We start from the raw sequence: 12,506 nt of genomic DNA on the forward strand, positions 1-12,506 counted from the left end.
ACCTAATTCGCCTCCGAGCAACTTGTATTTGGTCAGCACCCGCCTGAGGGTTTCTAGAATCTACAAACCACCTTACCCAAATCAGGCCATGCGATTATGTTTAGATCATGAACCGTCGTGCCTACCCATCGGACGTCCGAGATGAGGAATGGGCCCTGGTGCTGCCCTATTTGACCCTTACTCCGCTAGAGGCTCCCCAGCGCAAGTACGACCTGCGCGAAGTGTGGGGCGCCCTGCGTTGGATGGTCCGAACCGGTGCCCAGTGGGACTACCTGCCCCACGACTTCCCACCCCATATCGTTCAGGCGCAAGCCTACCGCTGGATGAACCGGGGGGTCTTCGAAGACCTGGTACACGACCTGCGCATGACCCTGCGAATGCTCCAGGGCAAAGCCGCCCATCCCAGCGCTGCCATCTACGATGCCCGCACCCAACAGTCCACCCCGCAAAGTGGGGAGCGGGCCGGGTATGACGGGCACAAGCGACCTGGCGGTCGCTAAAGCGAGCCTTGCAAGGGGAGCAAGGTCCACCTGGCGGTGGACACGCTGAGCCACCTGCTGGCCTTGGTGGTGACGGCGGCCAGCGAACAGGAGCGGGCCCAGGTGGGAGCCCTCAGTCAACAGGTGCAGGAAGTGACGGGGGCGCGGGTGGAAGTGGCCTTCGTGGATCAGGGTTACACCGGGGAGGAGGCGGCACAAGCGGCGCAGGCGGAAGGCATCGCCCTGTGCGTGGTCAAGGTGGAGGGTGCTAGGCGAGGATTCGTCCTGCTGCCGAAGCGTTGGGTGGTGGAACGTTCGTTTGCCTGGACATCCCGGTTTCGCAGGCTGGCACGCGACTATGAGCGGCTGGCTGAGACCTTGCGAGGCTGGCACTGGTTGGCCTTCTCAGTTCTGATGACGGCAAAAACTGTGGAGCTTTTACGGACGGCTAGTTAGCGGTCTCTAGGTTTGCTCAGTTACGCCCTCATCGAATACCACCGCTACCAACCCGGTTGTAATCTCACCTTCTACCCATACCGTCGTAAACTCATCTCCGGCAGTATCACCCCTGATTTATCCCCTTTGCTAGAGCTCGCAACGTGACCGCGTAAAATCAGTTCAATAATTTCATCAGTTGCTCAGGCCGGATAATCCGGGTATTCCCTACTTTTTTGAGGGATAGGACATGGTCTTCATCCAGACTAACCAAATAGTTAGCTTCGCCTTCAGCAGCAATCGCCAGTATCAGGTCATCATCGGGGTCTACCGAAAGGGGCCTGCCCTTGCTGTACGACACCAACTCAGCCTTAGCCTTCAGGGTGTTGATCATCGCTCCAGCTTGAGCAGGGCGAATAATGCCTTTGAACTTGACATAGCGGCTTACCCGGCGCAACTCCGCAAGCTGTGTTTTAGTGGTTAGCAGGGTAAACCGCCCGTTTCGCCACGCCCAGTACACCCGTGCCACGCGGGACGTTGGGGCAATCAGGGTAGCGACGTAGATGCTGGTATCAAAGACCACCCTCATCGCTTTTTGCGGGCTTGTCGTACGGCATCTACCGCCATTTGGACGGCTTGCTCCTCGCTAATCTTGCTGGCTTTGGCCCCAGGTTTACTTACCTCGGCATCCCAATCCGATAGCTGTACGGCCTCATCTAGGATTTTCTCTAGCTCCTTGACCCACCTGCGCCCCTTGACCCGCTTGAAGGCCTCGAGCTTTTTACTGATTGCTTCGGGTAAAGCCGTAGCCATATCTTGAGGATAGCATGCCCCGACGCGGCAAAGGCGAAGGTTCCATCTTCCAGCGCGAGGGCGGGGGTCCGTCCCCATTGCTGAACCTTAAGCCTTGGGAAGCGGACCAGCTGACATCCTCCCTGGACTTCAGTCCTTGTCATTACCCACATCTCAACCCTGTATGGTTTGAGACGATGGAACTGCATCCGGAGGATCCGGTTCAATGGGCCAGCCTGCACTTCGCAGAGGCCGAGCTAGGCGACGCACGGCGGGTTAAGCGGGCTGAGGGCATGGCCGTGGCGATGCTTCGGGCCCCGGGGGAGAGCCTACCCCGGCTGTTCATGCACCCCCGTGAGGTCAAGGCCGCTTACCGCTTCCTGGACAACCCTCACGTCGACCCGGAGGGCCTGCACGCCGGGTACCGTCAGCGGGTGAGGGGAGCCATGCAAGCCCCGGGCACCTGTTTGCGGATTGAGGACAGCTCGGAGTTCTCCTACTCCGGGCGCCAGCCCGTCGGGGGGCTGGGCTTCATCGGCAATGCCCGTGAGGGGTTGCAGGGTTTCGTGCTGCACAGCGTGCTGGCGGTGCGCGGGTGGGGGAAGACGGACACGGAGAAAAGGAAGCGTCCTGGGGTGGAGGTGCTGGGGTGGCGGGGCAAAGCTACCGCGTGCGCCTGAGTACCGGCGTTGCCGGGGGGCTACGGCCCTTCACTGGGAGAAGAGGGGTCGGGGTAAGGAATCGTCCACCCGGCGCAAGCACCGGCCTCGGGAGAGTGAGGGCTGGATCCATAGCGGGGACCGGCGGGGCCGCCCGCCTTCCGACCCCCGGGTGCGCTGGGTGCGGGTGGCGGACCCCTACGAACTGCGGGCGCAGTGCCGGGAACGGGGCCAGGGCTTGCTGTTCCCCCGTTCTGAAGAACGAGGAGGATGTCAGACCTTTAGCACGTAGGCTGTGTAAGCCCGCCCTATTATGGGTGGACGTAATGGCCTTCAGCTAGGGCCCAGGCGTGGGATACCTCATGGTACCGCTCATCCACAGGTGGCCCAGCCAGATCGCCCAGGTCAGGTTACCGGTCAAAACAACCAGTCCACCGAGTGTGGTGAGAGGGGATCCCTGACCCCCGATCCAAAAGCCAACAACCACCAGCATCAGGCCTGCACCCGCGACCATCAACACCCAGGCCAGCCCGCGGGGCAGGCTCGAGCCGATCAGCGCCAAAATACCGCTCGACACCAGCCAGACCCCGATGATCGCGTTGGCGCTGAGCACGGCACGGAGGGTTTGTCCGAAGCTTACTTGGCCGAACACCAGCAGCGCCGAGAGGGTGGCCGCCGTGAGCATGGCGAGGACACCGATGATTGTGATGATTAGGCTCGAGGGTGCAGCCACCGAGCGATGCAATTGATGGAAGGCCAGCGCAACCGGGATTAAGGACAGGGCGAAGAAGACGCTCGAGGCATCGTTGACCTTTCCGAAGGGTGCGTAGCCCGCAAACAATAGGGCCAAAGCCAAGGCCCCGACCACATTGGATATGGCGTTTAGATATGCCGACCAAGCGGCGAATTGAAACGGGATTGGCTGAATCATGCTCGCCTCCATATGAACCGCAGTATCCCCTCCACCGACCATCACCGCGACCGTGCATGCACGTAAGGGTGCATGTTTTGAACGAGACACTAGATATAGTCGGGCCGATACCCCGCCAGCCGCCCCACCGGCCCCAGGGTTTCCATAAGCACCCGTTGTAGAAAACGAGGTGGGTTGGTAGGGCGAAGAACCCGGTCGTAGGCTTTTAGCAGCACCGCAAGCTGGAGCACAGATTTAGGTATACCGCCATCACTCAGCTTGCCGTCTCGGGCGAGGGCAAAATAGGCTACGAAAAAATCCTCTATGTTGAGGGCAGGCCGGAACTCTTGGATGGCGTGCGCCTCCACCTCGCCGTCGTTCCAAAAGTGGTGCGCCACCCCAGGCGGGATGACTATCGCTTCGCCCGGTTTGACGGTTCGTTCCACCCCGCCCACGCGAAAGCGCAGCGTACCTGTGAGCACCTGGCAGCGGCTTTCCTGAAAGGGGTGGGTGTGCTCCGGCTCGGCGGCGTTATGGGCGGGGTGAAAGGTCTCCATCTGGAACAGCGCGCCGCCCGTGTCTTGAGCCGTCTGCAAAAAGACCGAGCGCTGACCGGTGCGGGGGTTCAGAATCTGGGTTCCACGGGTCGCCATAGCCTCACCATTCCTCCCTTCTCCAGGCTCCGCCGAGTTGTTCTTCGAGAGGTCCCTCCAGGCGGAGCCAGCCTTGCCGCAGTATCCGCGGGGCGTGGCACCGCCGCAACCGTGCGCGCACGTAGACGCACAGCTACCCGAGGCTGCCTGGGTTACTGAGGCTCGCCGCTCGAGCCCTGCTCCAGCGCCCAGCGCACGATCTGGGCGCGGTTCTTGAGCGCCAGTTTGAGCAGAATGTTGGCGATGTGCTTCTCCACCGTGCGTTTGCTCAACCCCAATCGAGCGGCGATCTCCCCGTTGGACAGCCCCGCGCCGATCAGAGCAGCTACGTCTCGCTCGCGCCGGGTCAGGTCGTGCGAGCGGGACTTGGCTGCCCGAAAGTCCAGACCGAGGGCATAAGACACCACCTCCTCGAGCCGCATGGCCCGCCCTTTTTCGGTGGCGGTCTCGAGCTCGAGTTCGCTCAACTCGGCCCGCACCAGGGCCGCGTAGTGCTCGTCCTCGAGGGCGTCGGCCTGGTCGCCCGAGTCGAGGTTGACCGTTGCTTTGCCCTGGCTTCCCGCGAAGCCCTGCAAACAGGCGCTATCTCGATATAGCCCCACTGCCGCAGCCAGAGCTGCGAAACCCAGCAACCCGCGCAGGATACTGGGGCGGTGGTCGCGCTGAAGTTGCGCCTCCAGGCTTTGCCGGAAAAGCGTGTAGGCCCGGCGGGGATCGCCCAGCCTCAAGCAGGCGTAGGCCAGGTGGCGCTCCAGGTTGGGCAGGTCGCGGCTTGCGCCGGACTGCCGGAACAGCTCGAGGGCTTTTTCCATTTGGGAAACGGCCGGAGCCAGCCGCCCGGTGGCACGGGCCAGCTGGCCCAGGGCGTCGAAAACCAGAGCCGCGTCATACGGACTGCCCGTTTCTACCGCTATTTCCAGGGCCTCTTCCAGATGGCGCCGGGCGTCTTGATGACGGCCGATGTCGGTTTCGATCATGCCGCTCACAAGCAAAGCAAAATAGATGACCCTGGCGGTGTTCGTGCCGTGCTTTCGCTCGTGCTGGATGCCACGCTCCAGCAGGGCCAGGGCAGTCTCCCAGTCTCCCTTGACCTTAGCCACCGTGGCCAGCCCTACCAGGGCGAAGCCAAGCTGCGGCCAGCCCACCTCACCGGCAGCCTCGCCCAACGCCACCGCCTGGCCCGCCCAGTCAGTTGCCACAGCGGCGTCGCCGGTCAGCAGGGCCACCAGAGAGGCCCCCACCAGGGCGTTCATGCGCTGGGGCAGGGGCATCGAGACTACCTCCTTCAAACCGAGCAGCCGCTCGTACCAGGCCAACCCCTCGCGGAAATGGCCCCGCCCATCCCAAAGAACGGTCAGGTGGCCCACCAGGCGCAACCCCTCCTGAGCGCGACGATGCCGACAGGCCCACTCCAGCGCTACCCGCAGGTTCTCGTGCTCGCGTTCCAGCCAGTCCACCCAGCGCTGCGGCTGTGGTCCCTCGATTTGGGGAGAGATTTCGCCGACCATCCGCAAAAAACCCCGCAGGTAGTGGTCGTAGGTCTCCTGCCATGCGCCGGAAGCCTCGAGCTGCTCGCGGGCGTACTGCCGGACGGTCTCGAGCAGGCGGTAGTGGGCCTCCTCGGCCTCGAGGGCTTCTACCATCACCAGCGACTTACCGATGAGCGCGGTCAGCAGATCAAGGATTTGGGGGGCCTCGAGTTCACCCCAGGCACAGCAGGCCTCGGCGGTGGCCAGGGTGAAACCTGAAGCGAACAGGCTCAGCCTTCGCAGCAGGAGCTGCTCGGGGGTGGAGAGGAGCTGGTAGCTCCAGTCCATCACCGAGCGCAGGGTGCGGTGGCGCAGTTCGCCGGGCGTGGGCGAGGTCAGCACATCCAACCGCTGCTCGAGGCGTTCCCGGAGTTGCTGCAAGCTCAGTACGTTTACCCGCGCACTGGCGAGTTCAATCGCCAGCGGAAGGCCATCCAGACGATGGCAGATATCAACGATGAAGTCGGCGTTTTCGGGGGTCAGGGCAAACTCCGGGCGGAGGCTCCGGGCACGCTCGACAAACAGCCTCACCGCCTCGCTTTGGGCCAGCTCCGCCAGGGGCCGACCTTGTTCGGGCAGCGAGAGGGGGGGAACCGCGTAGCGCACCTCTCCCGCCACGCCCAGCGGCTCCCGGCTGGTGGTGAGGATCTTTAGCGCCGGGGCAGCCAACAGCCGCCCGACCAGCTCGTAGCAGGCCGCCAGGAGGTGCTCGCAGTTGTCGAGGATCAGCAGGAGGTCTTTGCCTTCCAATTTCTCCAGCAGGGTCTGGGACAAGGGCAGGTCGGGCTGCTCAGCGACCTCGAGGGCCTTGGCGAGCGTTTGGGGGACGAAGCTGGGGTCTCCCACCTGCGCCAGTTCTACCCTGCACACCCCGTCCCCAAACTCATGCTCGGCCTCCGCCGCGACCGTGAGGGCCAGGCGGGTCTTGCCCACGCCGCCGGGGCCAACCAGGCTGAGCAAGCGGTTGGCCCTGAGCAGTTGCCAGACCTCGGCAATCTCCCGCTCGCGCCCGATGAAACGGGTGACCACGGAAGGCAGCGCCGGGTGGGTGACCGGGCGCACGGTAGGGTTGGGAGAATGCGTCGGCATGACTTCACCAGCGGGGGCTGCAAACCCTGTGGGTATTGAGCCATTTTACCTCGGAGGAATACCCCTATCCCGGACGGCAAGGCCAGACCCAGGCTTTTATCATATTCAGTATGAACGAGCCAAGAGAAGCAAAAGGTATACCCGACTCATCTAAAGAATTCGGTTGAGTAACGAAGTGGTGTGATGATGGGTAAAAACCAACATTTTGGCGAGGATTGGTTTGAAAACCGTTGCCAAGCAGAGAGGGAATGTTGTATTGGACGGTGACGAGTACGGTAAAGGGCAATCTGCAGCCAGTCCTTAGCTCTAGGAATAGACCGGATGTTTCTACGTTTTTGCCGTCGCCACAGCCTGCCATTCCCCACTTCGGCGGTGTTGTTGGCTTCCGCCTCCCCCAAGGTCTTCATCTCCAACAGCACTTGCAGTTCCAGCTGCAGCCGATTCCTTTGATCTCGGGGGGTCTTGCCCAGGATTTCCCTTATATGACAGCCGCTCTGGGCTTCCCAGACCCCATCACCCTGGCCCCGGCTATCCCGCCCATACACCCAGTCATCCACACAAACCGTGCGGATAAGCCCTTTGATCTGTGCGTTCTCTGCTTTGAGCAAGGTCTGTCCCCGGTCACCACCGCTTTGGGCCCAATCCAGTCGGGTGGCCAGCACAATCGGATAACCCAGCAAGGCAGCGATATCCGCTTTGACCGCCTCGGTAACCCGATAGCTGTCAAGGATGGCAAATAAACCCTGCACCAGGCGGCTATACCAGCGATAACGTTGGCATTCTGGGGTATATTCCACCCTTATCTGCCGTTTGCACCCAGCACAGCGCAGGCGTTTGAGTCGGGTTTCTTCTATGCCATTCAGGGTTCGCAGCTTCCGCTTGCGATAGCCGCCACACTCGACTTTCACACTTCCGCAGTTCCGGCAAGCTACACTGTCTTTGGGCTTCTCTGGGTTATTCACAAATCCAGTTTAGAAGCCCCTTTCTTTGCTCAACCGAATTTTTTGTATGACTCGTATACCCAGCCCAATACCGTACTTGATGGAAGTACCCGACTTGAGAGCACATAACCGTAGGTTATGATAAGAAATCCCTCTGATCCATTCCCTCATCATCCTCCCGGCCACCAGTGGAAGAGGGTATGGCTCCGAATAAGGTCCGGCTGGGTCTGCAGGTAGGCACAGCGGGCTTCCACTTTGTTCCACAGTGCCTCTTCATCCTCCACCTGCCCATTGGCCACCACCCCATCAATCAGCCCCCAGGTTCGTTCCACGGGCTGCAGCTCAGGCGAGTAGGGGGCAGAAAACAAAGGCCCACACCCTCCGGCACCCGGGTCTGCCTGGAGGTGTGCCAGCCCGCCCGATCCAACACCAGCAGAACCAGCTTGCCCTCCCCGGCTCGACTGAGCTGGGCGAAAGAGGATAGCACCAGGTTGAAAGCCTCTGTCGAGACCGAGGGCAGCAGCCAGTACTCGCTTTCCCCTGTTCCCGGTCTTACGAAGGCATACACCTACAGCCAGCGATAGCGGGGCCGCTCCTGGGCCAGCGGGGTCTTCCCGCGCAGGGCCCATACCCGTCGGCGGATGGGCTTGAGCCCCAGCCGGTGCTCATCAAAAGCCCATACCTCCAGTTGTAGCCAGGGGAAGAGCAGCTTCAACAAGAGAACCATCAGGAAGAGTTTTTTTTGAAAGCTGCCTGCGCCTCGGGGTCGGCCTGCCGATGGCGGGGTCTTGGGCGCAGGGGAGCAAAGCCCAGGCGGCGCATCCAGCTCCAGGCCCGCCGGGGGTCTACGGGACGTCCCAGCCTCTGGCTGAGCCACTCGGCGGCGTTCCGGATGGTCCATATCCCGTCCCGGGGATGGGGTTCCAGGAGGGCCTGGCGGAAGGCCTCTTGCAGTTCTGGGGGGAGCAAGGGAGACTGGCCGGGATTTTGCAGCCGGAGGTCGGCCATGGGCCGGCCTTCGTTGTAGCGGTGGAGGGTGTCGCGGACCCAGCGGATGGAGTAGCCCAGGATCTGGGCAACTTCGGGGATGGAGTGGCCCGTAGTGAGGAGCCAGATGGCGTGCCAGCGGGCTCGCTCCACGAGGTCTTCGCTTTCCCGGTAGAGGGCGTGCAGGTTGTCCGGGTGGTGCCGCAGCTTGAGCTCCAGCCAGGGGCGGCGTTGGTGTTTGGCCAGGTGCATGTCCTCATCTTATGGGAAAAACCTAGAGGGAGTTCTTATTACAACACCCAACATCCCCATCAGGCTCTGGATTACAAGACCCCACTGGAGGTTATCCAGGCAGCAAAGAAACTGGTATCGTTCTCTTGAAGCACTACACGCAGACAAAATTCCTCAACGCACATATGTAGTTTTTGGCATTGGTGTCGACCATGAGCGCTATTTGTTCGGCTATGCCGTTGCTGGAGTTGGGCAGTATGTTGCCTATATGGGGCAAAAAGACCCAAATGACAGGGAGTATTGCTACCATTCTGCAGTAATGCAACTGGACTGTCACGTTAAGGCGAGAATGTATTGGGGTGAGGAGTTTCGCGTACCTCGCTTCGTCTTTTTGCGTATATACACCAGATAGCCTGTCAGCCAGCCCAAAACCCCCACTTACCACCAAGCACGCCTCTGTCCTCGAGCCATCGCTGCATGGCCGGTAGACCCTGCTCGAGCGCTTTTCTGAACGCCTCCACTCCGAGCAAATAAATCAAGCTTGCCAGCTCTGCGATCACGGTAAAACCGCGCACTTGCTGTTCGGTGGCCCATAGTCTTTGGGCCGCGCGCTCAGAATACTGCCAGGGCCGCTTCAGGTAGTGCTCGGGGCCGTGCCAGGGTTTGAGCTGGCCCTGGTAGGCGGCCCGTTCCTTGCCCCGGAGCGCGGGTACCACCCCAGGCGCGCAGTAGCGGGCTGTCAGGTTGGTCAGTACTCCCCGGCAGGCCAGGGGGCGGTGGGGGTGCACCGAGCAGGCTCCTTCCGGCGTGAGCAGAGGACAGGGGTTGGCCTCCAGAAAATACGCGGTGGGAAAATCGGCTTTATGCTTTTCTTGCGCGATGCGCTCGAGTCTTTTTTGGCCCTCAGCCTCGACACGGGCTAGCACCTCGGGTTGATGGGCCTCGAGCACTTCGCGCAGATATTCGGCCTCGGCCAACCCGACCACCACCCAGGCACAGCAACAAGAAAAGCAACCCTGACGGCAACTCACTTTCAGGCCATGCTGGGCCAGGTAGTGTTCGGTGCGGGTGTCCAGGTTCTGGTGCGCTCGAGCCACCGCTTGCCGCAAAACCGGGTTCATCGCCTTTATCATACGGCTGTAAAGCACGCACACCAGGAAAAGGCGTTTATGACGTGGTTGTTCGGCTCCTGACGGTTCACAAAGTCACAAATGGTACAATCTCTTTCTGATTATGAATGTCATCGGTCGAATCACCGCTATGCCCGCCCTGCCTGAGCCCCTAAAGGGACTGCGCGAGGTCGCCTACAATCTCTGGTGGAGCTGGAATCCAGAGGCACAGCACCTCTTCGAACAAATTAATCCTTCACAGTGGAAGCGCTTCCGGTCGAACCCGGTGCGGGCCTTGCTGGAAGCCGAACCCGAGCGCCTCCTGGCCCTGGCCGAAAATGCAGGTTATGTGGGTGCGGTAGAAGCCACCGTTGCTAACTTCCGCCATTACCTGCAAACCCGCCCCCAAAAACCCCCACGGATTGCCTACTTCTCGATGGAGTATGGCTTCCATGAGTCGCTGCCCATTTACTCCGGGGGCCTGGGCATTCTGGCTGGCGACCACATCAAAGCGGCCTCGGATCTGGGGCTAAGCCTGACCGGCATCGGCATGTTCTATCACGAGGGCTATTTTCGCCAGCAGCTCACACCGGAGGGCCAGCAAAGGGAGGTCTACGAGGATTTGCTGCCCGAGGAGCTGCCCTTACAAGTTGTTCTCAAGGACGGCAAGCCCCTGAAAGTGGGCGTAGAGTTTCCCGGACGCACCGTATATGTGATGGCCTACAAGGCCCAGGTAGGCACCATTCCGGTCTACCTGATGAGCACCAACCTGCCCGAAAACCGCCCCGAGGACCGCGCCCTCACCGCAAGGCTCTATGCTCCAGGTCAGGAAATTCGCATCGAGCAGGAGATGATTCTGGGCATTGGCGGGGTGCGGCTGTTGCGGGCTTTGGGGCTTTCGCCCGAGGTCTGGCACATGAACGAGGGCCACGCGGCGTTCCTGGGCCTGGAGCGCATGCGGGAGATGGTAGCTGCAGGAAGCGCCTTCAGCGAAGCCCTCGAGGCCACTGCGGCTGGGGCCCTCTTCACCACCCATACCCCCGTACCGGCCGGACACGACACCTTTCCGCTAGATCTGGTGGAGCGTTACCTGGATGGTTGGTGGAATAAGCTGGGCATCAGCAAAGAAGAGTTTGTTGCCCTGGGGCGCGAGGAAAAGAGCTATGGCCCGGTCTTCAGCATGTCCAACCTGGCCCTGCACACCTCCCGCGCCGCTGGCGGGGTTTCGGCCTTGCACGGTGAGGTCTCCCGTGAGATGTTCCAGCACCTGTGGAAGGGCTTAGAGCCGGAGGAAGTCCCCATCAGGCACATCACCAACGGCATCCACACCTTCACCTTCCTGCACCCGGAGCTGCATAGCCTCTACGAGCGCACCTTTCCCAAAACCTGGGCCGAGCAACTGCACGACCCCAGCCAGTGGACCGTAGACAGGCTCGAGGAGGACGAGCTGTGGCGCATCCGCAACAAGCTGCGGGCTGGTCTGATTGAGGAAGTACGACTCCGGCTATTTGAGCAGCGCCGCCGCAATGGCGACCTCCCGGCCAGCCTGCGGGCTGCCGAAAAGGTGCTCGACCCCACCGTGCTCACCATCGGGTTTGCCCGCCGTTTTGCCACCTACAAGCGGGCTATCCTGATGTTCACCGACCCCGAGCGCCTGGTCTCGATATTGAATGGCCCCTTGCCGGTGCAGTTTGTTTTTGCCGGTAAGGCCCACCCCAAGGACGAACCCGGCAAGGAGTTCATCAAGAAGTTGGCCGAGAAAATCAAGGCGCTGGGCCTGGAAGACAAGATGATTTTGCTCGAGGACTATGACATGAGCCTGGCCCGCAGCCTGGTGCAGGGGGTGGATGTCTGGCTCAATACCCCCCGCAGGCCCATGGAAGCCTCGGGCACCTCAGGCATGAAGGCCGCCCTCAACGGCGCCCTGAACTTCTCCATTCTGGACGGCTGGTGGGCCGAGGCCTTCAACACCACCAACGGCTGGGCCATCGGCGACGACCGTACCTATGCCACCGAGGAAGCCCAGGATCACGCCGACGCCCAGAGCTTCTACGACACCCTGCAATACGAGATTATCCCGCTCTTTTATGCCCGGGGCGCCGTAGGCACGCCCTCAGGCTGGCTGGCCATGGTGCGCGACAGCATTCGCACCTGTGGGCCCACCTACTCGGCCCAGCGCATGGTGGATGAGTACCACCACAAGTTCTATACCCCTCTGGCTAAGCGGGCAGACCACCTACTGGAGAACAATGCCGCTGTGCTCAAGGAAGTAGCAGCCTGGAAAAGACAGGTACAAAGTGCCTGGAACAACGTGAAGGTCTGGGTCGAGGCTCCGCATGCCGCTGCCAACCAGCCCTTGCAGTTGCGGGCTTTCGTGCAAGCCTATGGCATTCCCACCGAGACGCTCAAGGTTGAGCTCGTTGTGCGCCGCAGCAGCGGTGACCTCGAGGTCGTGGCCCTGAAGCCCAGCGGCCAGGAGCGCGAGGCCCTTCTGTACACCGGCACCTACCTGCCGGCCCGACCCGGCAGTTACCTGTATGGGGTACGGGTGGTGGCGCTGCACCCCGAGCTTTCCTGTCCGCGTGAGGTGGCTTTCGTGAAGTGGGCCGCAGCCGTAGTCGAAGAGACAGTAAAGGTGTAATTCTCACTCACAAGAGCCCACTCAAGGATGGGCTCTTATTTTCTCATAAAT

At 61.4% G+C, this 12,506-nt stretch carries 12 protein-coding genes and 1 pseudogene; 3 read left to right on the forward strand and 10 right to left on the reverse strand.

Annotated features, from left to right (window positions below):
- The first annotated feature begins 107 nt into the window (after positions 1–107).
- Positions 108–935, forward strand: a pseudogene (locus Q0X23_RS14975) (IS5 family transposase).
- A gap of 157 nt (positions 936–1,092) precedes the next feature.
- On the opposite strand, the gene Q0X23_RS14980 reads toward Q0X23_RS14975, so the two are convergent.
- Both Q0X23_RS14980 and Q0X23_RS14985 read right to left on the reverse strand, forming a co-directional pair.
- Positions 1,093–1,503, reverse strand: a complete 411-nt coding sequence (locus tag Q0X23_RS14980; RefSeq protein WP_297861015.1) for a putative toxin-antitoxin system toxin component, PIN family — start codon at positions 1,501–1,503, stop codon at positions 1,093–1,095.
- On the reverse strand, positions 1,500–1,727 hold the full coding sequence (locus Q0X23_RS14985; RefSeq protein ID WP_119342442.1) for a hypothetical protein: 228 nt from the start codon (positions 1,725–1,727) through the stop codon (positions 1,500–1,502). The genes Q0X23_RS14980 and Q0X23_RS14985 overlap by 4 nt, the downstream gene beginning before the upstream one ends.
- Positions 1,728–1,903: 176 nt before the next feature.
- Here Q0X23_RS14985 and Q0X23_RS14990 point away from each other — a divergent pair, with 176 nt between their 5' ends.
- The gene (locus tag Q0X23_RS14990; RefSeq protein ID WP_297861016.1) at positions 1,904–2,386 is read left to right on the forward strand and encodes a transposase DNA-binding-containing protein; all 483 of its coding nucleotides are present in this window, start codon (positions 1,904–1,906) and stop codon (positions 2,384–2,386) included.
- Positions 2,387–2,702: 316 nt separating this feature from the next.
- Here Q0X23_RS14990 and Q0X23_RS14995 read toward each other — a convergent pair whose 3' ends face one another.
- The 8 genes from Q0X23_RS14995 to Q0X23_RS15030 all read right to left on the reverse strand — a co-directional run bounded on the left by Q0X23_RS14995 (position 2,703) and on the right by Q0X23_RS15030 (position 9,826).
- Positions 2,703–3,296 (reverse strand): hypothetical protein, encoded by a 594-nt coding sequence (locus tag Q0X23_RS14995; RefSeq protein ID WP_297861017.1) that lies wholly within the window; start codon positions 3,294–3,296, stop codon positions 2,703–2,705.
- Between the two features lie 89 nt (positions 3,297–3,385).
- Positions 3,386–3,928: a cupin domain-containing protein gene (locus tag Q0X23_RS15000; protein WP_119342439.1), complete on the reverse strand. Its 543-nt coding sequence runs from the start codon at positions 3,926–3,928 to the stop codon at positions 3,386–3,388.
- Between the two features lie 152 nt (positions 3,929–4,080).
- Positions 4,081–6,546, reverse strand: a complete 2,466-nt coding sequence (locus Q0X23_RS15005) for a LuxR C-terminal-related transcriptional regulator (RefSeq protein ID WP_297861018.1) — start codon at positions 6,544–6,546, stop codon at positions 4,081–4,083.
- Positions 6,547–6,692: 146 nt separating this feature from the next.
- The gene (locus tag Q0X23_RS15010) at positions 6,693–7,454 is read right to left on the reverse strand and encodes a hypothetical protein (protein ID WP_297861019.1); all 762 of its coding nucleotides are present in this window, start codon (positions 7,452–7,454) and stop codon (positions 6,693–6,695) included.
- Positions 7,455–7,657: 203 nt separating this feature from the next.
- Positions 7,658–7,819 (reverse strand): hypothetical protein, encoded by a 162-nt coding sequence (locus Q0X23_RS15015; protein WP_297861020.1) that lies wholly within the window; start codon positions 7,817–7,819, stop codon positions 7,658–7,660.
- Positions 7,820–8,055: 236 nt separating this feature from the next.
- The gene (locus Q0X23_RS15020; protein WP_186814680.1) at positions 8,056–8,214 is read right to left on the reverse strand and encodes a hypothetical protein; all 159 of its coding nucleotides are present in this window, start codon (positions 8,212–8,214) and stop codon (positions 8,056–8,058) included.
- Positions 8,214–8,726 (reverse strand): winged helix-turn-helix domain-containing protein, encoded by a 513-nt coding sequence (locus Q0X23_RS15025; RefSeq protein WP_297861021.1) that lies wholly within the window; start codon positions 8,724–8,726, stop codon positions 8,214–8,216. The genes Q0X23_RS15020 and Q0X23_RS15025 overlap by 1 nt, the downstream gene beginning before the upstream one ends.
- A gap of 395 nt (positions 8,727–9,121) precedes the next feature.
- Complete coding sequence (locus tag Q0X23_RS15030) at positions 9,122–9,826, reverse strand: YkgJ family cysteine cluster protein (RefSeq protein ID WP_297861022.1); 705 nt, start codon at positions 9,824–9,826, stop codon at positions 9,122–9,124.
- A 112-nt stretch (positions 9,827–9,938) separates the two neighbouring features.
- On the opposite strand from Q0X23_RS15030, the gene glgP reads away from it, so the two are divergent.
- Positions 9,939–12,455, forward strand: coding sequence for an alpha-glucan family phosphorylase (gene glgP / locus Q0X23_RS15035; RefSeq protein WP_297861023.1), 2,517 nt, complete (start codon positions 9,939–9,941; stop codon positions 12,453–12,455).
- Positions 12,456–12,506 lie beyond the last annotated feature (51 nt).

The sequence above is a fragment of the Meiothermus sp. genome (assembly GCF_026004115.1).
Lineage (GTDB): Bacteria > Deinococcota > Deinococci > Deinococcales > Thermaceae > Meiothermus.